Here is a 25301-nt window from a genome sequence, read left to right as displayed (position 1 = left end):
GAGACGTGGGATTCCAGTTCGTTAACCCCGTATCACGCAGCGAGGATCTCGAATTGATCGGCGAGTGATGGAGCTGCATTATAGGCGTATCTTGCCTGTCGTTTTCGCATCATGTGGATCATCTCAATCCATCCAGGATGTCCGAGGCGTAAGTCGTTGATTTGAAGTCAAGCATGGAATGTACATGGCGTTTGATAGCGCAGGCTGGCTTGGGGGCAGACGAGGCTCACATGGATTACGGCGGGCTATGGCTGGATTGCCTTGGTCGTACCGATCGGCGTGGCGGCACCGGCCTATTTTTCCGGAACTCTCTCGTTCGGCGGCCTGATGGTTACAGTCGGTGCATTCAATCAGGTCCAATCCTCGCTACGCTGGTTTGTTGATAATTTCAGTGTGATCGCAGATTGGCGAGCCACGTTGCTACGGGTTTCGAGTTTTCGACGGGCAGCGGCAGAAGATGACGAGGCAGGCGACGAGAGCGATCGAATCGTCTTGGCGGAAGGAGATTCCGGACACTACCGCCTGGATCGTCTCGCCGTGTTCTTTCCAGGTGGAAGCACGCGACTGCGGGAGGAAAGCGCCAACCTCGAGGCCTGCGAGAGGGTGGCAATTGTCGGAGAGCGACGCAGTGGCAAGACATCGCTTTTTCGGGCCTTGGCCGGACTTTGGCGGTGGGGATCGGGTACGGTAACCCGCCCGCGTGGAGAGGCGATCATGTATATGCCGCGCACCCCTTATCTGCCGCCGGGCAGTTTACGCGAGGTCCTCGCCTACCCCGATCCCATACACCTCTTTGAGACCGACGCTTACGAGACAGCTCTCAAGGAAGTTGGCTTGGCGTCTCTCTTGCCCGCCCTCGACACATCAAAACGTTGGGATCGCGATCTGAATGAAGACGAGCAGCAAGCGGTTGCGTTCGCCCGCCTTGTGCTGCACAGGCCAGCCTGGATCATCATGGACGAAGTGCTGGATTCGGTAACGGGAGAGGCGCATCGACGCTTCCTCCAGATCCTCAACGAGGATCTAAGACATAGTGGTGTCCTCCACATCGGCCGCAGTGAAGGGCACGATCATGTCTTCGGGAAGATCCTCCACCTCATTCTTGCAAGGACACCCGTTGAACCGACGGAGAAGGTGCACACCGCACCAGCATGATTGGCCGAGCACGAACACGTATAGCTCCCGCGAGCATGCCCCTATTTTTCTCCCGTGAACCTTGAAACATCTGCAGTACCGCACTTGAACCCCGTTCCTTTGCGATAGATCAACGTCATCATCCCTGCTCCAATCAAAATAAGAAGACCATCGTGTCCGGGCCGGGCCGCTATAGCGGGCATCAAGAGTATTTTAGTCGGCTGAACAGGATGTCCATAGTCACTCAGGCTGTCGTCCATGACGTTGCCATCCTCAAGACAGGCAGAACCCCAGCAAAGGAGAGGCCATTATGATCGAAGTCATCGTGGACCAATTTACGGCCGACCTGAGGACGTTGGCCTGGTTGATAACGCTTCTCGTCGCAACCAGCCTGACTACCCTTGTCGTCTACAGGATCCTGCGCCGGCGCTGAGCCCTTTTCTCCCGCAACGGAAACCGGTCATGCCATATCCCACGACTGAAGATCTACCGCTCCTGTTGCGTGCGAGGTTGCCCTATCATGCGCAGGAAATCTACCGGGCAGCGTTCAATCACGCATGGGAAAACTATAGCCGGTGCACGCGAGACCGGCGCGAAGGGATGGCCCAACGGGTCGCCTGGGCCGCCGTCAAAACCAGATATTACAAGGATGGCGATCACTGGGTCGAGCACGCATGACCGTCCTCTTCTTTCGAGCGCCTATTTCATGATTGCTCGTACCAAGGCATAGGACAGCATCATGGAAATCGAGACCTGAAAATCTCCCTCCGATTGCCTTCCAAATCAGTTGCCAGTTCTGGTACCGAAACGATCATGCAGCAGCATCCCCAACGTCATTGCTGCCACAAATGGGAAGACTAGCGCTCGCCCCGTCGACAGTGCGGCTACCGCAGGTCCAGGACAAAATCCAGCAACGCCCCATCCCACGCCGAAGATCGTCGCCCCGAGAAGCAGCGGCCTATCGATCTTCGTATTTGTAGAAAGATGGAAGCGATCATCCAGACATGGGCGGGATAAATGGCGCTGAAGGAAGACACCAGGAATCGCAACCATGGCCGCACCGGCGAGGACGAAAACCAGGCTCGGATCCCAATGACCGCTGGCAATATTCAAAAACCCAAGCACGCGGGCAGGATCGATCATTCCCGATATCGAAAGGCCCAAACCAAAAAGGGTGCCGGCCAGAAGCGAGATCGCCAGTCTAGGAATAGCCTGCGCGTTCATTGCACCAGCTCCATCAGGGACGCTGTCAATATACCGGCAGCCAGGAACATGACCGTCGCGGCAAGCGATCGGCGTGAAAAGCGAGCAAGGCCGATAATGCCATGACCGGAAGTACACCCCGATCCCATGCGCGTACCAAAACCGACCAGAAGGCCTGCAAGCATGACCCACGGCCATGATGCAGAAATCGTCATGGCCGGAAGGGAACCGTTCAAGCCTGCGAAGACGAGCGGGCCGAGAACCAGCCCCAGGACAAAGGCGCCGTTGTCAAGAACCCGCTGTCCAGCCAGAAGGCGGCCAACAATCCCACTGATGCCGGCGACCCTCCCATTGGCAATGAGCAGGAGCACGGCTGAAACACCGATCAACAGCCCACCAAACAACGCGTTCCAATAGGCAGTCATGACGTCCTTCCCGGTTGGTCCGGCCGTAAAGCGCCCCGCGAATGCAGGTTCATTCCATTCTCTTTCAAAGCTTCCATGCCGATATGGAGCGAGCGAGCGCAGATGTGCAATGTGGCTGGCGCAAATGCAAGGCGAGGCGGGGAGACTTGGTCAATGAGCCATGAGGACGGGCAAGTCTGCCTTGTCGAGAACATGCTGGGTCAACCCGCCGAGGAAAGCCTGCCGCAAGCGGCTGTGAGTATAGGCGCCCATCACCAGAAGCGTCGCCGCGGCGTGATGGCAGGCTGCCAGGATCCTCTCGCCATCGCTTCCGGTAAAATCAGGCACCAGCGCCGCATTCTCCACGACCACGCCATGCCAGTGCAAATAATCCCCGAGATCCGCGATCCCGGCCTGCCGATCCTGTTCGGAGGGGATGGTAATGATCGAGATTTGCTCCGCCTCATGCAGCAACGAAATGGACTGGCCGACAACACGAGCGCCTTCCAGACTGCCATTCCAGGCGATGACGACATGCCGGAGAAGGTTGTCCGGCAATCGTTCCCCCAGCATCAGCGCCGGCCGCCCCGATGAGAACACCGCCGCATCAAAAGCCGCGGCTTCGAAGGGACCTGCCTTGGCGGGATTGTCGACGATGATGAGATCACTGACTCGGCCGTTTAGCGCCACCAGCGTTTCAACATTGCCCCCTTTCTCATTCCAGGAGGCGAAGGTGGCATCCAGCCTTTGATTGGGCTGCATCGCAACCCGAGCACCGGCGCACCAGCGCTCGAAAGCCTGTTGTCCCGCTGCAGCGAGGGCCTTGGCTTCACAGGAGTCGTTGCATTGCGGCAGGATGCCGGCCGCACCGACCTGAAGGATCGAGGGCACCGCGATCTGCAGGTCGGGCCTGACATAGAGTGCATTGATATGGGCATGGGTGCGCTTGGCCAGCCCCAATGCAGCCTCGAGGCGGCGCTCGGGCCTCACGCCTGGGCCGGTTGGAACCAAAATGCAGCGAAGAGGCACGGCAAATCTCCTTGGGTGATCATCTCCTTCTAAGATCCGGATGGGATGCAGCATTGAGCTGAATCAAATTCTGCCACGCCCGCGGCTAAAACAGTGCGCGTTGCGGTGCGGATGCTCACCCTTGATCCGCATCAAGGTCGACCATCACCTCGTTGGCATAAGGTTCGGGCCTCTACTCGCCGATGCACCGGAACCTATGCGCAGCAGACATGGACGAACTGACTTTCCCCCACACGCTTGTCAATCGCCCCTTCGACGAGTTGGCGATCGGAGATGCCGCAAGCCTGATACGGACACTCCGCGATGACGACATCAGGCTCTTCGCCGCGGCATCTGGCGACCTCGACCCAATGCATCCCCAGCCTACATATGCGGCCCGCTGCGTCTTCGGCCATGTCGGCACGCATGGCATGTGGACGACGGGATTGATCTCCACGCTCCTGGGCACGCAATTGCCAGGCCCGGGAACGATCTATCTCAGCCAGCAAACCGAGTTCCGTCACCCCGTCTCGGTTGGTGACACGGTAACGGCGACCGTGACGGTCTGTGACAAGAACCCCGAAAACTGCGCCGTCAGGCTGGCGACACGCTGCGTCGATCAAGTCGGGCGAGAGGTGCTCACCGGCTTGGCAACCGTCATCGCGCCGAGGGAAAAGGTCACGCTTGCCCCGATGGTGCTGCCGTCCGTACCGATCCAGCGTCAGCATCGCTTCGACCCCTTTCTGCGTGAAGCGCGCGCCCTGCCACCTCTCGTCACGGCCGTGGTCCATCCGTGCCAACCAGAAGCCATCCAGGCCGCGCTTGAGGCGCGCAATGAAGGATTGATCGATCCCATCCTGGTTGGACCCGAATCCAAGATCAGGGCTCTTGCCGACCTGGCTGGTTTGAGTTTGGACGGTGTGCGGATCGAGGCGACCGAACACAGCCATGCTGCCGCCGAACGGGCCATCGCTCTGGCGGCCAGCGGCGAGGCGGCCGCCCTGATGAAGGGCAGCCTCCATACAGACGAACTCCTCGGCGCAGTGGTTTCCCAACGCTCCGGCCTGCGCACACAAAGGCGAATCAGCCACGCCTATGTCCTGGACGTGCCAGCCTATCCGAAGCCAATCGTCGTCACCGACGCGGCGATCAACATCGCTCCTAGCCTCGAGCACAAGCGTGACATCTGCCAGAATGCCATCGACCTGCTGCACACGCTCGGCATTGCCGAACCCAAGGTCGCGATTCTCGCCGCCGTCGAGACGGTGAATTCCGCCATGCCCGCGACGCTGGATGCGGCAGCACTGAGTGTCATGGCCAGTCGAGGCCAGATCACCGGGGCCAAACTCGATGGCCCGCTTGCCTTTGACAATGCCGTCGATCTGGTTGCTGCCCACATGAAGGGCATCGTCTCGCCGGTCGCCGGCCAGGCGGATATTTTGGTTGCTCCGGATCTCGAGGCCGGGAACATGCTGGCCAAGCAACTCATTTACCTGGGAGGAGCGGACGCAGCGGGCCTCGTTCTCGGTGCACGGGTTCCCATCATCCTCACCAGCAGATCGGACTCGGTAGGGGTCCGCCTTGCTTCGATCGCATTCGCCAAGCTTGTGGCCAAAGGAAGGTCTTCTCGATGACCGGCATTATCCTCACTTGCAATCCTGGTTCGTCCACGATCAAGCTCGGCCTGTTCATGCGTAAGGGCAACGCGGCCGAACGGCTCGGCATGGGCGTCATCGATCTTCGACGCAAGCCTCTCGGTCTCCATATCGTGGAAGGCCCCCAGGCCGTGGACATCCCCCTCAAAGCTAGGGACAGTGATGATTTTCACGACGTCATCGATGAGACATTCGATGTCCTGGCCAAGCATTTTTCCCTTTCGGACCTGACAGCCGTCGGTCATCGGGTCGTCCATGGCGGCGATACCTTCGCTGGGCCGACATTTGTCGACGATGTCGCCTTGAACGCCGTCGAGGGATTGGTGCCCCTGGCGCCTCTACATCAGCCCCAAAGTGTACGGCTGATCCGGGCCATCCGGCATCTGCGCCCCAATCTGCCGCAGATGGCTTCCTTCGATACGGCTTTCCATCACACGCAGGCCGACATCGTTCGACGTTTCGCGTTGCCGCGTGGTCTCTTCGACCAGGGGATCAAGCGCTATGGTTTCCACGGGCTGTCTTACAAGTTTATAGCCGGCAAATTGAAAGAGATTGCTCCGCGCCTGGCCGCGGGCCGTGTGGTGGTCGCTCATCTGGGAAGTGGTGCAAGCCTGTGTGCGCTCGCCAATGGCATCAGCCGCGACACTTCGATGGGTTTCTCTACCTTGGATGGCATTCCCATGGCCACCCGATGCGGAGCCCTGGATGTTGGCGTTCCCCTGCACCTGCTGAAGCAAGGTGGTTACTCGCTGGAGGCCCTGGAGGACTTGCTCTACCACCGTTCCGGCCTGCTTGGGCTTTCGGGCTTGAGCGCTGACACGCGTGACCTCCTCGCCAGCGACGCGGTCGAGGCAGCCGAGGCCATCGATCATTTCTGCTTACGCATCGCCCGGGAGATCTGTGCGCTGGCGACCACTGTCAGCGGGCTGGACGCCCTGGTCTTTACGGCCGGTATCGGCGAGAACCAGCCTCTGATCCGCGAGAAGGTGTGTGCCCACCTGGCCTGGCTTGGCCTCGATCTCGACCGGCAGGCCAACGACCGGAACGCAAGGCGGATCAGCGCCGACACCAGCGAAATATGCGCCCTGGTCGTCGCGACCAGTGAGGAACAGGTCATCGCCGACGAGGTGCTGAGCCTTCTTGTCCAAGCAGAGCGGGCAGATGCTCCCGATCTTACGGCGGGAGAAACCGCAACCGCGCTCGCCAATGGGCGCACCTATCCCTGATGGAGCGGCACCATGGCATCGACGGCATCACCCGAGCCGACGCGCGTTGACGCGACAGACGATGCCGCGTTCTGGACGCGACCATTCATGATCTCGGTGCCATGACCGTGCTGTGCACCGACAAGACCGGCACCCTCGCCAGCAGTATCGACGTCCACGGCCTGCAGACGGGGCGGCCAGCCACTCTGGCGGCGGTCACGGCAGATCTAGGTGGTGACCGAGGCTGTCCTGGATTTGTGCTCGCATAAGAAGGACGGGGCTCCAGATCATACCCCTGGCGCCTGAGGAGCGAACGAGGGCACTGGAGATCCTGCACAGTATGGCCCCAAGAGGGCTTGCGCAGCATCGCTGTGGCGACGCGCCCATGGTCCGTACCAAGGCAGGAGGTCACAGAGGAGGACGAAAAGGGCCTGACCCTGGAAGGATTTTGTGCTTTCGCAGATTCTCCCAAGCCGACAGCCGGCCCTGCCATCGCCCATCTGGCGAAGATCGGCGTGCAACTGAAGATACTGTCGGGAGACTATCCCCTCGTCGTGCTCAGATTGGCCGCTCTGGTCGGCCTCAAGGGAGAGGCAGTCCTGTCGGGGACCGATATCGCCAAACTTGACGATCAGGCTCTCGCTGTACAGGTCCGCTCTGTCGATGCATTTGCGAGGCTAACACCTGATCAAGAATCCCGCATCATCAAGGCGTTGCAAAATTCGCGCGCGATCGTCGGCTATCTCGGCGACGGCATAGACGATGCCCCTGCCTTGAAGGTGATGCACTTGCCTTTCTAGGCCTGGAACACGAACTCGGCTTTGATCCAGCGCAAGCCCGGCAGGTTCCCAGGTGAGAGCTGCCGAGAGCGCGATATTTGCCCGCCGCATGCTTCCCTTGAGCCAGATCAACGCCATGGAAGCCCGAAAAAGCAAGGCTGCCAGCATTCCGATCAAGACACGCCGAGGGCGTGGTCTCCCGCAATCAGGAGGGCTCGATGAAAGCCGACATTTCCTCGACCCAGCCACTGGATGTTACGGCTTCGGTTCACCCGGACAGTTACAAGAACATCACCGTTCACCTCGATGGCAGTACCCAAGACGAGGCTCGGATTTCCCACGGCGAGATGCTGGCGGCCAGTTTTGGGAGCCATCTCACCGGCCTTTTTACCTGCCTCCTCCCCGATATTTCGATTTACACCGGTGACATGGGCACCGCGGCCAGCATGGATATGGTGGATCAAATCCAGCAACGTGCCACTGCTGCGATCGAACGATTGCAACTGCGTTTCCAGCGCCTGTCCATCACCAACGAAATTCGACGCATCGAGGATGCCGCAGGGTGGTTATCCTCCCTTGTGGCAACACAGGTCAGAACCTCCGATCTGTTCATCGGCAGTTGCCCTCGCAAAGATGAAGCGGGAGCCGATTGGAGACGGCTGATCGAGGCCACGCTGTTCGAAAGCGGCCGGAGCGTCTATCTGGTGCCTCCTGAACAACAGCCCAGGCAGCCGATCCAGACCGTGCTCATTGGCTGGACCGACACCAAGGAGGCCGGGAGAGCCGTGGCGGAGGCGCTGCCGCTCCTCCAGCTGGCGACCCTTGCCAAGGTTGTGACGGTCAAGGAGGACGAGCAGGCAGGGAACCTCAACGAGGACGTGGATCTGGCGGATATTGCGACTTACCTGGCTCGGCACGGCGTGGAAACGGTCGTTGAAGCCCTTCCTCTCGCCCAGGACGTAACGACCACGCTCCTGCAGGAGGCGCATCGCATCTCCGCAGATCTGATCGTTGCAGGCGCCTACGGGCATTCGCGCGTGAGGGAATGGATCATGGGCGGTACGACGGTTGAGCTCATCGAGAAGACCGATGTTCCGCTCCTGATGGCCCATTGATCGAGGCTGTCGAAAACCGAAACCTCCGCGCACCACGGCGCGGTCGGGAACATATGAGCGTCTGCCTTGGGCCAAATTGATGGTGCCGTACCGAACCTCGATCCTTGTTCATCTGAAGGCGATCTCATGGCTCGCGAACTCTCCGTAAAAGACCGACACGACGCGATTGCGAAGAATGTGTCTCACCAACCAACATCGCCCGGTCCGTCTCGGATGGCTTCGGCAGCGCTCACCACGATTCCCGCTATTGCGCTGCTGGCAGGATTGCTCGCTATCGCACTGGGGCAATCGCAGATTGCTCGGCTTCTATGGCTTGGGGGTACGGCGCCGGTCCTCGTCGTCCTCATAGTCACGATCTTGCGTGGACTGGCGCAGGGCAAGATCGGCCTGGACATCATTGCGGCTTTGGCAATGGCGGGAGCCATCGCGGGCGATGAAGCCCTCGCCGGCGTCGTCATCGCCCTGATGTTTGCCGGAGGCCAGGCCTTGGAGCAATTCGCGCAGGGCCGAGCCAGTTCCGCGATGACGGCCCTGCTCAGTCGCGTCGCTCGTAGCGCTCAACGCTATCAAAGTGGCAAGCTCCTGACGGTGCCGATCGAGTCACTATCGCCTGGCGATCGCATCTTGGTGCGCCCCGGCGATGTCCTGCCCGCCGATGGCCTACTGATCGGGCCAGATGCAACCTTGGACGAATCGGCCCTGACCGGGGAACCCATGCCTGTGCGAAGACCTGCAGGCGATGCACTTGCGAGCGGCGTGGTAAACGCAGGGTCCGCCTTCGATATGCGGGTTTCCAGGCCGGCACGAGAAAGCACATACGCCGCGATCCTTCGCCTGGTGGAAGGCGCTCGTCAATCCAAGGCCCCAATGGCGCGCATGGCCGATCGCTACGCCATCGGCTTCCTGATGCTGACCCTGGGGATGGCCGGGATGGCCTGGTGGATCTGGGCCTCCCCGCATCGCGCGCTCGCGGTCCTTGTGGTTGCCACCCCCTGTCCCCTCATCCTCGCCGTACCTGTCGCCCTCGTCGCTGGCATGTCGCGCTGCGCCGGGCGCGGTGTGATGGTCAAGACTGCCGGCACGCTCGAGGCGTTGGCCAGGATCCGCACGGTATTGCTCGACAAGACGGGGACGTTGACTCGCGGCTATCCGTCGATCGCCGTGATCGAGCCCGAGCCATCTGTGAGCGCCGAGCAACTCCTGCGCCTTGCCGGTTCGGTCGGTCAGGCGTCCCATCACGTCATGTCGCAGGCCCTGGTCGAGGAAGCGCGCCGGCGCAATATCAACCTCATTCCGCCGGGTGAGGCCCATGAAAGCGCGGGAGACGGCGTGGAAGGACTTGTCGAGGGGGCGCGCATCAGGATCGGGCGTCAGGACTTCGTCTTGCCTGGCGCTGGCGCGGAAAAGGCCTCCTCGATACCACTAGGCCACGCTGCCCTCTACATCTCCTCGGATGGACGTTATGTCGGCCGTGTTCTGTTCAAAGACGAGCTACGCCCGGATGCGCATTCAACCCTCGGTGCATTCCGTACCAATGGGATCGAGCGCATCGTCCTGCTGACCGGTGACCGCATCGACATTGCTCGGCCCATAGCGCGATCGCTTGGCCTGGACCATGTCATTGCGGATGCAACGCCCGAAGACAAGGTGGCCGCCGTGAAAGCGGAAAAGTGCCTTGCGCCCACCATGATGATCGGAGATGGCATCAATGACGCACCCGCCCTCGCATTCGCTGACGTTGGCGCCGCGCTCGGGGCACGAGGTGCAGTGGCCGCCTCCCAAGCGGCCGACGTCGTGGTGCTGGTCGATAAGCTCGAACGTGTCGCAGAAGCTGTTGCCATCGCCCGCCGAACCCGCCGGATTGCCCTGCAGAGCGTACTCATCGGCATGGGCCTCTCGCTGGTCGGCATGCTGAGCGCCGCCTTGGGTTATCTGGAGCCTGTGGCTGGAGCATTGCTCCAGGAGGCGATCGACCTTGCCGTCGTGCTCAACGCCTTGCGGGCTTTGGGACCGGCATTGCGATCCGCTAGCGCGCCCGTGGCCGACTTGTCTGTGGCATGAGGCGAGCCGACGATGCTTCGTCCGAGATATCGACCTGAAGGCAAGATCAGGCCGGCGTAAAACGGAGGTCAGGCTCAAGATGCTCAGCCAGTCGCTCGAGGAAGGAGCGCTGAGCAGGCAGTATCTTGCGATGGGCTTGCGCCATCACGAACCATTGTGCCTTATCCACCTCGGGAAACTGCACGATGCGCCGGCTACGAGGCGGCCACTCCATCTCGAACATATTGCTGCGCAGTTGGCCGGGGTCAAAATCGCCTGCCACCGCCCAGGCAGATACCTGTTTGCCGCCAGGTTGAAGGATTTCGCCCAGATCAATCGTCCCGATATCGGGACACGGCGTCCCGAGTTCTTCCTCAAACTCGCGCAAGGCGGCGCCATAAGCATCCTCGTCAGCACCATACTCTCCCTTGGGGATCGACCAGGCCTGCTCGTCTCGTTTCGCCCAGAATGGCCCTCCGGGGTGAACGAGGAGAACCTCGACGTCGAGGTTCTTCAGCCGATAAAGCAAGATCCCTGCACTCATCTTCGCCATCGGTCACAATTCCTTTGCGCAAGATCAAGGACGTCTTCCCGGGATCCGCTACTCCTTCAGAGACGATGATTTTTTCATCCCGCAGGCGGAGCGAAAACATGACGTATACCAGCATGCTGGTCCATGTGCAGGACAACAAGGAAAGCGACGAAAGGATCAAGCTCGCGGGATTGGTGGCCTCACGCTTCAACGCCAAGCTCATCGGTATCGGCTGTGTGCCCGCGATCGATACCGCGGCAAGGGAGCGTGTGAAGCCGGTTTTTCTCGGCCACGATGCAGCCCATAGCCGCCCGGTCCTGCCCTGGTATGGCGACGAGGACCTGGAGTCTCGGTTCCGCAGTGCGGCGGTCTCCAATCGTGGTGACCTGGAATGGAAAACCAGCATGCAGTTTCCGGCCGATGCGCTGTACCATGAAAGCGCCAGGGCCGATCTCCTCATCGTTGGACAGCGCGGCCGCAGCCCTGTCAACCAGCCGCACTTGGCACTGGACCCGGCAGAAGTTGTGCTGCGTTGCGGCAGGCCGGTTCTGATCGTGCCACCCAGCCTGTCACAACTCACAGCGGACCATGTCCTCGTGGCCTGGAGTAACACCCGCGAAGCCCGCAGGGCCGTGATTGACGCACTTCCGTTTCTGAAGGAAGCGTCGCGCGTCAGCATCGTCGAGATCGTCGAAGAAGGCGGCAGGGACAACGCCGCGAGGCGTGTCGATGCCGTTGCGGAGTTTCTCCGGCTGCACGACGTCGAAACCCATGCCGAGGTCCTTGAAACGATCGACGGCACGGTTTGCGAGACCCTTCTGGTCCATGCCGAGCAGCAGCATGCCGACTTGATCGTTTCCGGAGGCTACGGCCACGCACGGGCCAGGGAATGGATGTTTGGTGGCGTCACCCGCGATCTCCTGCATTATTCATCCAAATGCTGCCTGCTGAGCCATTAGCGGGCGGATCCGGCTTGCACCACTTTCGGGAAGCCAGGCCGGAGGGACGCAGCACTATCGCATGCCCATCAGGTAAATTGCGGCTCCGCCCGCTGCCATAGCAAGAAGACTGATCAATCCAAAAGGTAGAGCGGCAGCGCCACCCACCGGCATAGGCAGCCATGGCCACCTTCGCCACCCCATTCACGCCAACAGCCAGGCCGATGGTCAGGGCCGCAGAATTGGGCGCCATATCCGCAGGGCTCATCCGAGCAATCGAAATAGTGATCGCATCGACATCCACTATCCCAGATATAGCGGCGAGCACCATCACCCCCGCCCCGCCATAGGCCTGCTGCAACAGCTTACCGGCCACCAGGACGACAGCCATAAAGGCTGCCAGCTTGAGCGCCGAGCCAATCTCGAGCGGATTGGAAAGCTCGAGTTTCGGCGCCTCATGGTCAACCCTCCTGATCGCCAAGGCACAGGCACCGATCGCCTGGACCGCCGCGGCAGCCAGAACGGGAGGGGCAAGGCTCGTCAGCAGGGCGGGATTGAGCAGGGAAGCGACAAAACCGACACGAAACGCCATGATGGCGCCGGCCGACAGCATACCCGCAACCAGAATCGGCGAGGATTGCGGGTGGGTTCCGGCCATGCGGGCGAGCGCCACCGTGGTCGCCGTGGAGGATGACAGGCCCCCTGCAAGGGATGCCAATATGACTCCGAGCCTGTCGCCAAACAGGCGGATAGCGACATATCCGCCGAAAGAAATCCCCGCGATGAGGATCACAAATAGCCAAAGCTGCCATGGATTGAGTGCCTGCCATGGGTCCACAGGGCGATCGGGAAGGATGGGGAGCAGCACGCAGGACATGGCAAGAAGCACGAGTACGGCCTGGATCTCCGGCCAGGACAGCCCCCGCACCCACCCATGCAGTTGCTCCCGCAAGGCCAGCAGAATGGTCGTCGCCACGCCGGCGGCGGCAGCGATCTGCACCTCACCCACGACCGCATAGGTACCGAGGATGAAGGTGAGCAGGCCCGCCACCAGTGAGGTGGCCGAGAAATTGCCTTCTGCCTTTGCCTCAAGCCAATGGAATGTCGTGAGTGCCCCGGCAAATCCTAAGAATACAAAGCCGAGAATCAGCGGCCCGGCGGGAAGAGACAGGGCGCCGGCGACACCCCCGGTGAGCCCGGTAAGCGCAAATGTGCGAAGCCCGGCGGCTCTCTGGTGGTCTTCCTCCTCGCGTGTTCGCCAGCCCCTTTCCAGGCCGACGAGCAGGCCGATGCCAAGCGCGACCGCAAGGCGGGCAAGAATCTCGGTCTGGTTCATGCCAATTCCGCCACGCCATGCGAGGCGCCACACTCATCGATCGTGGTAAGACAGCTTACCGTCCACGCATCGGAGCGCCAGACATGAAAGGGCTTCATCTTCGATGTCCTTACGCGATAAGGCTGCGTTGAGACGATGCCATGAAACGCGCCCGAGATCATAGCTGGCCTGCTTTCGTACGACCTGGACGTCGGCATCGGAGGCATCGTTCCTGCGGGCAGACACGCGATGCTCCATGACTGGTAGCGGGGCTTCGAGCCAGAAGCCGGTGAAGCTGACGCCGGCACGCAGTGCAATTCCCTCCGCGACATGCCGCTGCGGCGCACGGGCATAGACGGCGTCCAAAATGACGCTGTACCCCGCGGCCAAGACAAGATCGGCCTTGCGGCTGAGCGAGTCATAAACTGCGCCAGCCGCAGACGGCCCATAACCGGAGGTCGGCAGCGATTGCGTTTCGGCGATGCCGGCGATGCGCTTGCGCTCGATATCGCTGCGCAGGACGATGGCACCGGGTGCTCTACCCAGGGCTGGTGCCAGCGCCATGGCCAAGGTGGTCTTGCCCGTCCCGGAAAGCCCCCCGACGGCCGCCAGTCGCGGCGGCAGCTTCACCAGGAAACGATGAGCAAGTTCGAAATACCGCCGAGCCTCCGCCCGACTGGATTCAGCCTCCTCGGGCGCCTGGACCAGGGCAGTCGCCGCCGCGATCTTGGCTCGCAAGGCCGCCCTGATGGAAAGGAAAAGGGGTAATGCGGCGAGGCCGACCAGATGGCCCTCGGCTGCACCCCACAAGTATCGATTGAGGACCACATTGGCATGATGGCACAGGCCGCGGTCCCAAAGGTCCATCAACAGAAAAGCCAGATCGTACAATACGTCGCAGGTTGCGATCGCCTCGTCGAATTCGATGGCATCGAACAAGGTGGGCTGCTCGTCGATCACGGCAATGTTGCGCAAATGCAGATCCCCGTGGCAGCGCCTGACGAAACCAGCCTCGCCACGCTCGATCAAGAGATCGAAACAATCGCGATACGCACGGCGGGCCGCCTCGGATAAGGCTTCGACCTCCTGGACCGGAAACAAGGCTGGGTTTTCGCCAAACGCCTCCTCGTTTTGCCCGATATATCGCTCCAGGCTCAAAGTAGCCTGCAGCCCATCCCGGATCGGTGCTTTCTCATGCGATACCAGGATTGCCGCAACGATATCGACCAGAAGGCTCTCGCTGATGGCGTTGCGATCGGCGAGCCGATCGAGCGTCTTCGTCTCGTCGAAACGCTTCATCTCCACGACCCAGTCGACGACCTCCCCTTCCCCCCGCAATTGCAGACCGTCATGGGACCGCGTGACAGGTATGGCGTCGAGGTAGATTTGTGGCGCATAGGCGCGATTGATCTCGACTTCCTGCTCACATGCGCGCTTCCGATACTCCACCGTCGACAAGTCCATGAACGGAAAGCGCACGGCCCGCTTAAGCTTGTAGACGCGATCTCCAGCCAGGAAGACGACTGCACCATGGGTATCGATGCGCTGCACGCGTTCGATCCTGCCATGGCTGGCCGGCGAAAGCAGAAACTCGATCACATCCTCCTGGCTGGCAACGACATGGGAGGGGCCAGGAAGAGGCATTTTCAATGTTGTGGAAGCAACCATGGTTCATCCTCATCGGCTTTGCCGGGCAGGCACCTGGCAGCATTGGAGGGGATTGGGCCGCGCAGGTATTGATCCAACGCAACATTGTCGAATTTGGCACGTGAACACGCAGCACAAAGGCACAAGTGGCCCTTCCTGTCATCCTGACGATCCCCAGGCTTTCTGGCAGCAAAAGTGAGGGCCAAGTGCCGATGCGGAAGAGGCACGAGACAACGCCACGTCCAATCTGAATAACCGATCTATATTCAATAACTTCGGATTATTATTTAATTCTGCTGCCGCATGCACAAAATACATGGGAGCAAATTCAGGATATATTTTTGTAATATAAATACAACGCACGACCACCTAAGAATTTTCGCCTCAAACCAGTCATCTTGATCGAAATCAACTTCTCCCCCCCTGGAGTGTGATGGACTGAGGTGGCTGGCAATGTGGCCAGGATCAATGGAGGCCGAATATGAATGACAAAGCCATGCGTCAATCGATCATTGACGCCCTCGACTTCGATCCAAGCATTGAGCCGCTCGTATCGGTGTCGCAGTCGAAAACGGCGTCGTCACGCTGAGTGGTCATGTCGGCAGTTACGCCGAAAAGATCGCTGCCGAAATGCTGGTGCGTCGCATCAAAGGCGTTCGTGCGATTGCCGAGGAAATCGAGGTTCGCTACCCCGACAACAAGAAGACGGCCGACGACCAGATCGCGTCGCGAGCCATTTCGGTCATCTCGTGGGACGCCATGGTCCCCGAAGGCGTCGTCAAGGTGAAGGCCGAAAAAGGCTGGGTCACCCTCGCAGGTACCGTCGACTGGCCGTTTCAGCGCGAGGCCGCCTACCGGGCCGTTCGCAAACTCACCGGTGTCATCGGCGTCACCAACGGCATTGAGGTCAAGGCCCGCGTGCAGGTCCCGGACGTCAAGGCCAAGATCCTGGCCGCGCTGAAACGGGATGCCGAGTTCGAGGCCGACGGGATCAAGGTGAATGTGGTCGGCGACAAGGTCATACTCGACGGCAAGATCAAGGCCTGGCACGAGCGGCAGGTGGCCGAGCGAGCTGCCTGGTCCGCCGCCGGTGTATGCAGTGTCGAAGACAATCTGCACGTCGCCTGAAACAGGGAAGCGTACCTCCCTGTTTTGAACGATTCTTCTTGATAGATCACGTCCGCTTTCCTCTATAGGGAATGTCCTTTGAGGAGGCCGGACGTGGTCATGCCACAGCAGCATACGTCTATTCAGGATCGGGTGCTCCGAACCGGCCTCGAATGCACGGGTATCGGCACCTGGGCCTTTGATATCGCCTCTCAGACATTGACCGTGTCGGCCACGACGCGTGTCCTCTTCGGCCATGGCATCGATCAGCCCTTCGATTTTCACACGTTCCTCTCACTGCTGGACCCCACGGACCGAGAAGCGACGACAACGGCCTTGGACACCTCGATCGGGTCGGGTGCCGCCTTTGACATCGCCTGCCGCATAACGGCGCCTGGCAAAACAAGTCATTGGCTGCGTCTGCGGGGAGGCGTCCTGAAGGATGACGACGGCAGGCCCCTGCATCTGGGCGGCATCGTGATCGATATCGACGAGGAAAAGCGCCTCGAGGAAGCCCTGCGCACACGCGAAGAGCACCTTCGCTCCATCCTGGAAACCGTTCCTGACGCCATGATCGTCATCGACGAGGCCGGGACCATGCAGTATTTCAGCCGGGCAGCCGAGAGGCTTTTTGGCTATTCCAGATCCATTGCCATCGGTCGGAACGTCAATAGCTTGATGCCGGAACCGGACCGTACGCGCCATGATGGCTACCTTCATCGCTATCAAACCACAGGGTATCGCCACATCATCGGCATCGGACGCATCGTCACCGGCAAGCGTGAGGACGGCACGACCTTTCCGATGCATCTGTCGGTGGGCGAGATGCAATCGGGGGGGCGTCGCTACTTCACCGGCTTCGTGCGAGACCTGACAGAACATCAACAGACGCAAGCCCGACTTTCCGAATTACAGTCAGAACTTGTCCATATGTCCCGGCTGAGCGCCATGGGCGAAATGGCATCCGCCCTTGCCCACGAACTCAATCAGCCCTTGACCGCAATCAGCAATTATCTGAAGGGTTCGCGACGCTTGTTGAGCGCCTCAGGCCTCACTGAGCTCGACAAGGTCGAAATCGCCCTTGATCAGGCGGCCGAGCAAGCCCTGCGCGCGGGACAGATCATTCGGCGTTTGCGCAGTTTCGTCACCCGAAGCGAAACTGAAAAGAGGATCGAAAGCGTCGCCAAACTCGTCGAGGAGGCGGGCGCGCTCGGCCTCGTCGGCGCTCGCGAACAAGGGGTCTTTCTGCGTTTCGATCTCGATCCCTCCTGCGACCTCGTTCTGGCCGACCGCGTTCAAATCCAACAGGTTCTGGTCAACCTTTTCCGCAATGCGCTTGAGGCAATGCAAGGATCCGTGCGGCAAGAGCTGACGGTTTCCAATACCCCGCTCAGCGACGACATGGTACTCATCCGCGTCGAGGACACCGGCCACGGTATCGCCGGCGACATCAGATCGAGCCTGTTTCAGCCCTTCTTCACCACCAAGCAGACTGGCATGGGCGTCGGCCTTTCCATCAGTCGCACGATCATCGAAGCCCATGGCGGACAGCTTTGGGCCGAGACGAACGAAGCGGGCGGTGCCACATTCCATTTTTCGTTGCCATCCGGTATCTCTGCCGACTTTAAGAATTTGCCCGAGACTTCTTCTGATGCCGAATAATGCCAGGGTCTTTATCATCGACGACGACGCGGCCGTGCGGGACTCGCTCGCCTTCCTCCTGTCGGCCTCCGGCTTTTCCGTTACCGTTTTTGAAACCGCCGGGCGTTTTCTCGGCGCCTTGCCCCAGCTCGGTTTCGGCTGCGTGATCACGGACATTCGCATGCCCGAGATCGATGGCATCGAATTGCTCAGGCGTTTGAACTCCGCGGCCGTTCATTTGCCGGTCGTCGTCATGACCGGCCATGGCGATGTGCCCCTTGCCGTGGAAGCCATGAAGCTGGGCGCAATGGACTTCCTGGAAAAGCCGTTCGAGGACGAACGCCTTGTCAATGTCCTGCATACAGCATTCGAACAAAGCACCAGGGCGACGAAAGTCGCCACCGACACGCGCGAACTGGCCGCTCGTCTCGCCTCCCTCAGCCCGCGCGAACGCCAGGTCATGAACGGCTTGGTTGCCGGCCTGTCGAACAAGATGATCGCCAAGGACTACGACATCAGCCCGCGCACCGTCGAAGTCTATCGTGCCAATGTCATGACGAAGATGCAGGCCGGCAGCATCTCCGAGCTGGTCAAGCTGGCGATCCGGAGCGGTGCCCTGAACGATTGACGCCTTTTGGCGGCGTTGCCGGCACCGCACGATCGCGTCTTGCGATCGATCACGCCACGACCAGATCGTTGGAGACGTCTGTCACGCCAGGCGCCCGCCAGGCGGTTGCCGCCGCGATCTGCCGCTCATGCTGCGACTTGACCGTGCCCGTCAATTTGACCTGCCCACCTTCGGCGCTCACCTGGATGGTTTGAGGATCGAAGAACCATGACCTGTCCAAGGCATGAGTAATGTCGTCACTGATATTGGACACGTTTACCTGCGGCTTGATGGTAATAAAATTGGTAACGCCCAGCACGCCAGGCAGTCGCCACACGCATTGTTCCGCCGCTTCTTTCTGGTAGTTCCATTTCACTTCACCGTTGAGAGTAATCCAGCCATCCTCGACCACGGCCTGAACGCTGGCGGAAGGAACATAGACGTCTTCATTCAGGCGAAAGGCCGCCGAGGCTGCGATCTTATCGTCACTGATGCGAACATCGCCAGGAAGCTTGATCTCGATGTGCTCGATCACGGCCTTGACCCCTTTGACCCGACGAGCCGCCATTTCCGCGCTGCCTTTCTCGGCAAGACTCGCGACATGGCCCGTAAGCGTCACGACACCATCCTCGGCCGTCGCACCAACATGACCGGCCGCCACGCTCGGCTCCCAGGCCAGTTCGTCGAGAACGGCTTGCTGCAGCTTGCTATCGTTCGACATTGCTCTCTCCGTCTTTCATCGTCATCTCGGGCGACCACCACCCCAGAGACAGGACGAAACTCCCATTGAAGGGCGCGGCATGCCTTGACACCGATCAAGTCGTGCCGGGCCTGGCACCTTGAGCTGTATCAATTCGCGCCGGGGAACACGGGATATGCTCACTGATTGCGCCGACCCGCTTCAGTCAATCCGGTGCCGGAAACAACGATGTCAACTTCGCCCCCCCTCTCCGTCATTGCTGTTATCGACGATGATCGCGATGTCCTTGGGTCGCTCCGCTTTCTGCTGGAAGCGGAGGGTTTCAAGGTGAGGACATATATGAGTGGCGCCGATTGCCTTTCGCAATTGACCTCATGTTCACCCGATTGCTTCGTTATCGATTACAAGATGGCCGAGATGGACGGCCTCCAGCTCGCACTCCATCTACGCGAACGCGGACAGCGCGGCCCCGTCATCCTGATCACCGGCTATCCCGACGAGACGATCGAGCACAAGGCCCGCCGTATCGGCATCCAGCGTGTCGTCATCAAGCCGCATATTGCGGAAAGCCTGGTCGTGAATGTCCGAGCCGCCATTGCCGACACAAGCTTCCGCAGCGATATCCGCAAAAGTCCTTAGGGGGTTCTCCCTAGGGATTCGACCGAAATTTTCGAACGCTTCATTCAAGCCTACGACTTGGTCATCCACCGCATCCAGGAGATGGCCACGATGTTCTCGCGCAACGAATTGCTCGCCCCTTCGAATGCCGATCTACCGTCTCTGTCTTCATCGCGAACGGTTGGTAGCGCTCATTTCGGCTCCTCCCTCTTCAATCTCCATCCGGCATTGCTTGGAACCATTCACACCTATGACAAGGGAGAGGAGATCTATGGTGACGACGAACCAGCGAACTATGTCTACGAAGTCGTCAGTGGCGCCGTTCGCACCTGCAAACTCCTGGACGATGGCCGCAGACAGATAGGCGCCTTCCATTTGCCCGGCGATATTTTCGGTTTGGAATTGGACTCGACCCATCGCATGACCGCCGACGCCGTCGTCGACACCACGGTGCGTCTTGTCCGCCGCAGAAGCTTGGAAGCGGCTGCGCTCAGCGATATCGGTGTCGCCAACGCTTTGCGCACTTTGACCTCGCGCGATCTCAGGCATGCCGAAGACCACATGATCCTGCTGGGACGCAAGACAGCACTCGAGCGCGTCGTCACCTTTCTGCTCGAAATGGATCGCCGACTTGCGGTGGCCGGCATGCTCGAGCTCCCGATGTGCCGGCGCGACATCGGCGACTATCTCGGTCTGACGCTCGAAACCGTTTCACGCGTGATCTCCTTGCTCCACGCCAAGGGAGTGCTTGGTCTGTCGAGCGCTCGCCAGATCGTTTTGCGCAATCGGCAACTTCTCAGCGGCATGTCCGTTTAATTGGAAGCCTGCCCGACGACGCTCCCGTTTTGCTTTTCCGGAACCCAAAGGCCTTGTCATGACCACAGCCACAGCTCTCACGCGGGAGGAACTTGCACTCATCGACCGCTATTGGCGTGCCGCCAACTACCTCTCGGTCGGACAGATCTACTTGTTGGACAATCCGCTCCTGCGCGACGCCCTTACGCTCGATCATGTCAAGCCACGTCTGCTCGGCCATTGGGGTACCACGCCGGGGCTAAACTTCCTCTATGCGCATCTCAATCGCGTCATCAAACGCGATGATCTCGATGTCATCTTCATATGCGGCCCGGGCCATGGTGGGCCTGCCATGGTGGCCAACACCTATCTTGAAGGCACCTACAGCGAAATCTATCCGGAGATCACCGAGGACGAGAACGGGCTGCGGCGTCTGTTCCGCCAATTCTCCTTTCCAGGCGGCATCCCCAGTCACGCATCGCCTGATACACCCGGCTCGATCCACGAAGGCGGGGAATTGGGTTATGCGCTCGTCCACGCCTATGGCGCGGCGTTCGACAATCCGGATCTGATCGTCGCCTGCGTGGTGGGGGATGGTGAAGCCGAAACCGGCCCCCTCGCTGCCTCCTGGCACTCCAACAAATTCATCAATCCCGCTCATGACGGTGCGGTACTGCCGATCCTCCATCTCAATGGCTACAAGATCGCCGGCCCTACCATTCTAGGGCGTCTCGGCGATGATGAAATCCGCAAGCTTTTCGAGGGCCTCGGCCATGAGGTTTTCTTCGTCGAAGGCTCCGAGCCCGCCTTGATGCACCAGGCGATGGCCAACACCCTCGATCAGGCCCTCGTCCGCATTCGCACGATCCAGCAAGCGGCGCGGACCAATGGCAGCGGCGGGCTCCCGCGCTGGCCGATGATCGTGCTGCGCAGTCCCAAGGGCTGGACCGGCCCCAGGGAAGTCGATGGCCTGAAGACCGAAGGCTTCTGGCGCTCGCACCAGGTGCCGCTCAGCTCTCTTGCAGAAAAGCCCGGTCATCTCGCTCTGCTCGAGTCCTGGATGAAGAGCTACCACCCCGACCAGCTCTTCGATGCACAGGGCCGCCTCATGCCGGAGCTGCGTGCCCTTGCTCCTGCAGGGGCACGGCGCATGGGGGCCAGCCCTCATACCAATGGCAGCGCGAGAAGCCACCTCCAATGCGCCGATGCACGCGACTTCGCCGTGGAGGTGAAGGCACCCGGCAAGGTGAATGCCGAAGCAACACGAATTCTCGGGCATTATCTGCGCGAGATCATGCGGCTGAACGCAGCGGCGCGTAACTTTCGCATCATGGGGCCTGACGAGACTGCCTCCAACCGGCTGGATGCCGTCTTCGACGTGACCGACCGCACCTGGATGGAAGCCCGCATTCCCGAAGACGTCCATCTGTCCCCCGATGGACGGGTGATGGAGGTGCTCAGCGAGCATCTGTGCCAGGGATGGCTGGAAGGCTATCTGCTGACAGGCCGCCACGGGCTGTTCAATTGCTACGAGGCCTTCATCCACATCGTCGATTCCATGTTCAACCAGCATGCCAAATGGTTGAAGGTGTCGCGCGAGCTCGCCTGGCGCCAACCGATCGCCTCGTTCAATTATCTGCTCAGCTCCCATGTCTGGCGGCAGGACCACAATGGCTTCAGCCATCAGGATCCTGGCTTCATCGACTTGGTCGCCAACAAGAAGGCCGACATCGTCAGGGTCTATTTGCCACCCGATGCCAACACGCTCCTCTATGTCGCGGACCATTGCCTGCGCACCTATGACCGCATCAACGTCATCGTCGCGGGCAAACAGCCAGGTCCTCAATGGCTCAACATGGAAACGGCCATTCGCCATTGCCGCGCCGGCATCGGCATGTGGGATTTCGCCTGCAATGATCAGGGTGACGAACCTGACGTCGTGATGGCCTGCGCCGGCGATGTGCCGACGCTGGAAACACTCGCCGCAGTCGATCTCCTGCGTCAGCATTGCCCTTCGCTGAAGATCCGTGTCGTCAATGTCGTCGATCTCATGGCCTTGCAGGATCCCGGCCAGCATCCGCACGGGCTCGACGCTCGCGATTTCGACGGCCTTTTCACCACCGACAAACCGGTGATCTTCGCCTATCACGGCTATCCCTATCTCATCCACCGCCTGACCTATCGGCGAACCAATCACCACAACTTCCATGTTCATGGCTTTCAGGAAGAGGGGACGACCACCACGCCCTTCGACATGACGGTATTGAACAGGCTAGACCGCTTCCATCTCGCCATCGCGGCGATCGATCGTATTCCAGGCCTTCTACCGGGCGCCGCTCACATAAAGCAGGCCCTGCGCAACAAGCTGATTGAGCACGAGGACTATGTACGCCGCCATGGCGACGACATGCCCGAGATCAAGAACTGGGTCTGGCCGCATGGCACAAATTGACATTTGCCTGATCCATCCCGGCGGCCAGTGCTTGAGTGAGATCAATGCGGCTGTGTCTCTCACCGATAATACTAGTCACCATGCGGTCACACCCGGTGTCCCGGCTGGCCGCCGATCAAGAAGGAGGCCATCATGCGGGTCGCGGATGTAATGACACGAAACGTTGTCAGCGTGACGCCCCAAGCCACCCTGTCGCAGGCGATCGATGCCATGGTCCGGGCACATATAAGCGGCCTGCCTGTCATCGCCGAAGACGGCCGGCTAGCCGGCATTCTTAGCGAAGGGGATCTGCTCCGCCGGCCCGAACTGGGCACGGAAAAGCCCCGGGCGAGCTGGTTCAGCGCCTTGTTCAAGGCCGGGCATCTGGCACAGGCTTACGCACAGACCCATGGGCGCCGGGTCGATGACATTATGACTCGCGACGTCGTTGTCGTCGATCAGAATGAACGCATCGAGGAAGCCGTGCTCCTCATGGAGCAGCACGGCATCAAGCGCCTGCCGGTCGTCGAGGATGGCCGGGTCATCGGCTTGTTGTCCCGCGCCGATCTTGTGCGCGTATTGGCCGAGTTCCTGCGCCAGCCCTATGAAGAACAACCGGTCGGCGACAAGGCCATCCTTGCGGCTATTCAGGCTGAACTGGAGGCGCAGCCATGGGCACCGGCTGGTTCCATCAGGATGGAGGTCCATAACGGGGTCGTGGAGCTGAGCGGTGCGATCACGGATGAAAACCAGCGCAATGCCGTTCGGATCATCGCCGAAAATACGCCCGGCGTGCAATCGGTGCGCGACAATCTCCTCTGGATCGAACCAATGACCGGAATTGTACTGACTTCATCCGAAACTTCGGATGGGACCAAGCCGACCTGATCCCATTTACGCTCAGAAGGAGCCGTCACATCAACTGGCGGAAAACAGCGATCGAGACTCGCTCGATCGCTGCCCGCTAAGTTTTCCGGAAGAAAACCTCAATTGCTCAGCAACAGGCAGGTGGAGCACTTCCTGAGCATGTCATGTGTCTCCCCGCCAATCGTCCAATCATGCAGGCGGGCGTGGACCCGAGCTCCCATAACGATGAGGCCGGTCCGGTTCGCCTTGGCAAAATCGTTGATTTGCCGTGCCATCGAGCGCCCGTCATCCCCCAAGAGGACAGATTCTGATTTGACGCCGTGATGGGCCAAAAAACTCACCACGTCGTTTATTTGTTGTCGGGCGGTCTGCTGTTGTTCGTCCCCGGCAATGTCGATGACGCTGACCTTGCTCGATTTGCGCAGCAAGGGCAGTGCGTCGAGTACAGCGCGCCGAGCCTCACGACAATCCTTCCAGGCAATCACGGCACGCGAGCCCAGAGGACTGATTTTGACCGATGTCGGTACCACCAACACCGGACGACCTGCGCGAAAGATCAGGTTGGCAGGATCGATAGCGTGATAGGAAGAAACGGGTTCTGTCGCAAACGGAACGGCAATCTATGTCCGGCAATGAAGCTCTCCGACTTTGGGGGAGCCCGTGATGTTCAAAGGTCGCCACTTCGACCAATCAGTGATCCTTCTGTGCGTTCGTTGGTATCTGGCGTACAACCTTAGCTTGCGCGATCTGGAAGAAATGATGAGCGAGCGTGGGGTCCACGTTGATCACTCCACCATCCATCGCTGGGTTGTTCGGTTCTCGCCGCTGTTGCTTGAGCGGTTCAACCAGCGCAAACGGACGGTCACGAGACGATGGTACATTGACGAGACTTATATTCGGGTCCGCGGTCACTGGATGTATCTGTATCGAGCCATTGACAGCGTTGGCGACACGGTTGAGTTTTTCTTTAGCGAGCACCGGGATCTGGCGGCTGCGAGGCGGTTTTTCCGCAGGGCGCTCCAGCGCCACGGCCGGCCCGAGCGCATTGTCATCGACGGCAGCCAGACAAACCGCGAGGCCATTACGGCCTGTGACAGCGAAAGCCGGTTGCGAGATCGATCCAGTCACCGGTTGAAACCAATCCGCATCCGCCGGAGCCAATATCTGAACAACCGCATCGAGCAGGATCACCGGCGCATCAAGCGCCGGGTTCGACCGATGCTCGGGTTCAAGTCAATCGTCTGCGCAACGACAATCCTGTCCGGTATCGAGATGGTTCACATGATGCGCAAACGACAGGCAAGATACGCCTACAATCCCGCCCCTTCGCTTTCCGAGCAGTTCGAAATACTCGCCTCGTGACCGAACAGCGATAGTGATTTTCGCGTCGATACTCTGAGTTTGCGACAGAACCTTCAGGACTCCAACCTGATCGCGAAGCGTGTCGGGCCGATCCATGGAAAGCTTGTCGCAAGCCCGGATTATATCGAGGTGCACGGGTCACCCGGGACTCCGGGCGAACTCGCCGCCCATCAGGCCCTCATGCAGGGAACGGAAGCC

Annotated in this window: 25 protein-coding genes and 4 pseudogenes; 18 read left to right on the top strand and 11 right to left on the bottom strand. The window is 60.1% G+C overall.

All coding sequences use genetic code 11. The features are described 5' to 3' along the window. Window positions 1-32: 32 nt before the first annotated feature. Window positions 33-196 (bottom strand): annotated as a pseudogene (locus AB4037_RS26685) (IS6 family transposase); the annotation flags it as partial. A 65-nt stretch (window positions 197-261) separates the two neighbouring features. On the opposite strand from AB4037_RS26685, the gene AB4037_RS26680 reads away from it, so the two are divergent. Next, a complete protein-coding gene (locus AB4037_RS26680) occupies window positions 262-1155 on the top strand; it encodes an ATP-binding cassette domain-containing protein (protein WP_441773525.1) in 894 nt (297 codons plus the stop codon). A 41-nt stretch (window positions 1156-1196) separates the two neighbouring features. Here AB4037_RS26680 and AB4037_RS26675 read toward each other — a convergent pair whose 3' ends face one another. Next, on the bottom strand, window positions 1197-1394 hold the full coding sequence (locus tag AB4037_RS26675; RefSeq protein ID WP_441773524.1) for a hypothetical protein: 198 nt from the start codon (window positions 1392-1394) through the stop codon (window positions 1197-1199). Between the two features lie 50 nt (window positions 1395-1444). Between AB4037_RS26675 and AB4037_RS26670 the strand changes: the two genes are divergently transcribed. Together AB4037_RS26670 and AB4037_RS26665 are read left to right on the top strand one after the other, a co-directional pair. Continuing rightward, window positions 1445-1567 (top strand): hypothetical protein, encoded by a 123-nt coding sequence (locus AB4037_RS26670; protein ID WP_434960325.1) that lies wholly within the window; start codon window positions 1445-1447, stop codon window positions 1565-1567. A 29-nt stretch (window positions 1568-1596) separates the two neighbouring features. Then, a complete protein-coding gene (locus tag AB4037_RS26665) occupies window positions 1597-1812 on the top strand; it encodes a ChaB family protein (RefSeq protein WP_441773523.1) in 216 nt (71 codons plus the stop codon). A gap of 105 nt (window positions 1813-1917) precedes the next feature. Here the strand turns inward: AB4037_RS26665 and AB4037_RS26660 are convergent, their stop codons facing one another. The 3 genes from AB4037_RS26660 to AB4037_RS26650 all read right to left on the bottom strand — a co-directional run bounded on the left by AB4037_RS26660 (window position 1918) and on the right by AB4037_RS26650 (window position 3770). Continuing rightward, window positions 1918-2358: a DUF6691 family protein gene (locus AB4037_RS26660; protein ID WP_441773522.1), complete on the bottom strand. Its 441-nt coding sequence runs from the start codon at window positions 2356-2358 to the stop codon at window positions 1918-1920. Continuing rightward, window positions 2355-2762 (bottom strand): YeeE/YedE family protein, encoded by a 408-nt coding sequence (locus AB4037_RS26655; protein ID WP_441773521.1) that lies wholly within the window; start codon window positions 2760-2762, stop codon window positions 2355-2357. The genes AB4037_RS26660 and AB4037_RS26655 overlap by 4 nt, the downstream gene beginning before the upstream one ends. Window positions 2763-2912: 150 nt before the next feature. Further along, window positions 2913-3770, bottom strand: coding sequence for a universal stress protein (locus AB4037_RS26650; protein ID WP_441773520.1), 858 nt, complete (start codon window positions 3768-3770; stop codon window positions 2913-2915). A gap of 209 nt (window positions 3771-3979) precedes the next feature. Between AB4037_RS26650 and AB4037_RS26645 the strand changes: the two genes are divergently transcribed. Continuing rightward, the gene (locus tag AB4037_RS26645) at window positions 3980-5383 is read left to right on the top strand and encodes a bifunctional enoyl-CoA hydratase/phosphate acetyltransferase (protein ID WP_441773519.1); all 1404 of its coding nucleotides are present in this window, start codon (window positions 3980-3982) and stop codon (window positions 5381-5383) included. Next, on the top strand, window positions 5380-6630 hold the full coding sequence (locus tag AB4037_RS26640; protein WP_441773518.1) for an acetate/propionate family kinase: 1251 nt from the start codon (window positions 5380-5382) through the stop codon (window positions 6628-6630). The genes AB4037_RS26645 and AB4037_RS26640 overlap by 4 nt, the downstream gene beginning before the upstream one ends. On the opposite strand, the gene AB4037_RS26635 is transcribed toward AB4037_RS26640, so the two are convergent. Then, entirely contained in the window at window positions 6621-6788 is a 168-nt protein-coding gene (locus tag AB4037_RS26635; RefSeq protein ID WP_441773617.1) for a hypothetical protein, read from the bottom strand. The two genes, AB4037_RS26640 and AB4037_RS26635, sit on opposite strands and share 10 nt — an antisense overlap. On the opposite strand from AB4037_RS26635, the pseudogene AB4037_RS26630 reads away from it, so the two are divergent. From AB4037_RS26630 to AB4037_RS26620, 3 genes and pseudogenes are all read left to right on the top strand, one after another. Beyond that, a pseudogene (locus AB4037_RS26630) lies at window positions 6708-7388 on the top strand (HAD family hydrolase); the annotation flags it as partial. The gene AB4037_RS26635 and the pseudogene AB4037_RS26630 overlap by 81 nt on opposite strands. A 218-nt stretch (window positions 7389-7606) precedes the next feature. Then, window positions 7607-8503: a universal stress protein gene (locus tag AB4037_RS26625; RefSeq protein ID WP_441773517.1), complete on the top strand. Its 897-nt coding sequence runs from the start codon at window positions 7607-7609 to the stop codon at window positions 8501-8503. Window positions 8504-8716: 213 nt separating this feature from the next. Further along, the gene (locus tag AB4037_RS26620) at window positions 8717-10564 is read left to right on the top strand and encodes a heavy metal translocating P-type ATPase (RefSeq protein WP_441773516.1); all 1848 of its coding nucleotides are present in this window, start codon (window positions 8717-8719) and stop codon (window positions 10562-10564) included. A gap of 46 nt (window positions 10565-10610) precedes the next feature. Here the strand turns inward: AB4037_RS26620 and AB4037_RS26615 are convergent, their stop codons facing one another. Then, on the bottom strand, window positions 10611-11096 hold the full coding sequence (locus AB4037_RS26615) for an NUDIX domain-containing protein (protein WP_441773515.1): 486 nt from the start codon (window positions 11094-11096) through the stop codon (window positions 10611-10613). Between the two features lie 14 nt (window positions 11097-11110). Between AB4037_RS26615 and AB4037_RS26610 the strand changes: the two genes are divergently transcribed. After that, the gene (locus AB4037_RS26610) at window positions 11111-12034 is read left to right on the top strand and encodes a universal stress protein (protein ID WP_441773514.1); all 924 of its coding nucleotides are present in this window, start codon (window positions 11111-11113) and stop codon (window positions 12032-12034) included. Here AB4037_RS26610 and AB4037_RS26605 read toward each other — a convergent pair. Together AB4037_RS26605 and AB4037_RS26600 are read right to left on the bottom strand one after the other, a co-directional pair. Beyond that, the gene (locus tag AB4037_RS26605) at window positions 11982-13349 is read right to left on the bottom strand and encodes an MgtC/SapB family protein (RefSeq protein WP_441773513.1); all 1368 of its coding nucleotides are present in this window, start codon (window positions 13347-13349) and stop codon (window positions 11982-11984) included. The two genes, AB4037_RS26610 and AB4037_RS26605, sit on opposite strands and share 53 nt — an antisense overlap. Window positions 13350-13382: 33 nt before the next feature. Continuing rightward, window positions 13383-14996, bottom strand: a complete 1614-nt coding sequence (locus AB4037_RS26600) for an AAA family ATPase (RefSeq protein ID WP_441773512.1) — start codon at window positions 14994-14996, stop codon at window positions 13383-13385. A 460-nt stretch (window positions 14997-15456) separates the two neighbouring features. Between AB4037_RS26600 and AB4037_RS26595 the strand changes: the two are divergent. The 3 genes and pseudogenes from AB4037_RS26595 to fixJ all read left to right on the top strand — a co-directional run bounded on the left by AB4037_RS26595 (window position 15457) and on the right by fixJ (window position 18351). Further along, window positions 15457-16103, top strand: a pseudogene (locus AB4037_RS26595) (BON domain-containing protein). A 99-nt stretch (window positions 16104-16202) separates the two neighbouring features. Further along, window positions 16203-17744 carry a sensor protein FixL gene (fixL, locus tag AB4037_RS26590; RefSeq protein ID WP_441773610.1) on the top strand — a complete coding sequence of 514 codons (1542 nt, stop codon included), beginning with the start codon at window positions 16203-16205 and terminating at the stop codon, window positions 17742-17744. Continuing rightward, the gene (fixJ, locus tag AB4037_RS26585; RefSeq protein WP_434960312.1) at window positions 17734-18351 is read left to right on the top strand and encodes a response regulator FixJ; all 618 of its coding nucleotides are present in this window, start codon (window positions 17734-17736) and stop codon (window positions 18349-18351) included. The genes fixL and fixJ overlap by 11 nt, the downstream gene beginning before the upstream one ends. A gap of 49 nt (window positions 18352-18400) precedes the next feature. Here fixJ and AB4037_RS26580 read toward each other — a convergent pair whose 3' ends face one another. Next, entirely contained in the window at window positions 18401-19051 is a 651-nt protein-coding gene (locus AB4037_RS26580) for a BON domain-containing protein (protein ID WP_441773511.1), read from the bottom strand. Between the two features lie 207 nt (window positions 19052-19258). Between AB4037_RS26580 and AB4037_RS26575 the strand changes: the two genes are divergently transcribed. From AB4037_RS26575 to AB4037_RS26560, 4 genes are all read left to right on the top strand, one after another. Further along, window positions 19259-19669: a response regulator gene (locus AB4037_RS26575; protein ID WP_434960310.1), complete on the top strand. Its 411-nt coding sequence runs from the start codon at window positions 19259-19261 to the stop codon at window positions 19667-19669. A gap of 90 nt (window positions 19670-19759) precedes the next feature. Continuing rightward, window positions 19760-20464 carry a cyclic nucleotide-binding domain-containing protein gene (locus AB4037_RS26570; protein ID WP_434960309.1) on the top strand — a complete coding sequence of 235 codons (705 nt, stop codon included), beginning with the start codon at window positions 19760-19762 and terminating at the stop codon, window positions 20462-20464. Window positions 20465-20522: 58 nt separating this feature from the next. Beyond that, complete coding sequence (locus tag AB4037_RS26565) at window positions 20523-22895, top strand: phosphoketolase family protein (protein ID WP_441773510.1); 2373 nt, start codon at window positions 20523-20525, stop codon at window positions 22893-22895. Window positions 22896-23027: 132 nt separating this feature from the next. Then, entirely contained in the window at window positions 23028-23762 is a 735-nt protein-coding gene (locus tag AB4037_RS26560; protein WP_441773509.1) for a CBS domain-containing protein, read from the top strand. Between the two features lie 98 nt (window positions 23763-23860). Here AB4037_RS26560 and AB4037_RS26555 read toward each other — a convergent pair whose 3' ends face one another. Next, window positions 23861-24277, bottom strand: a complete 417-nt coding sequence (locus AB4037_RS26555) for a universal stress protein (RefSeq protein ID WP_441773508.1) — start codon at window positions 24275-24277, stop codon at window positions 23861-23863. Between the two features lie 127 nt (window positions 24278-24404). Here AB4037_RS26555 and AB4037_RS26550 point away from each other — a divergent pair, with 127 nt between their 5' ends. Then, a complete protein-coding gene (locus AB4037_RS26550; RefSeq protein ID WP_441773507.1) occupies window positions 24405-25103 on the top strand; it encodes an IS6 family transposase in 699 nt (232 codons plus the stop codon). Window positions 25104-25154: 51 nt separating this feature from the next. Beyond that, window positions 25155-25301, top strand: a pseudogene (locus tag AB4037_RS26545) (LysR family transcriptional regulator); the annotation flags it as partial.

This window comes from Labrys sp. KB_33_2 (assembly GCF_052114505.1).
Classification (GTDB): domain Bacteria; phylum Pseudomonadota; class Alphaproteobacteria; order Rhizobiales; family Labraceae; genus Labrys.
The sequence above is the reverse complement of the archived record's forward strand: the minus strand, read 5'-3'. Positions and strand labels throughout refer to the sequence as shown.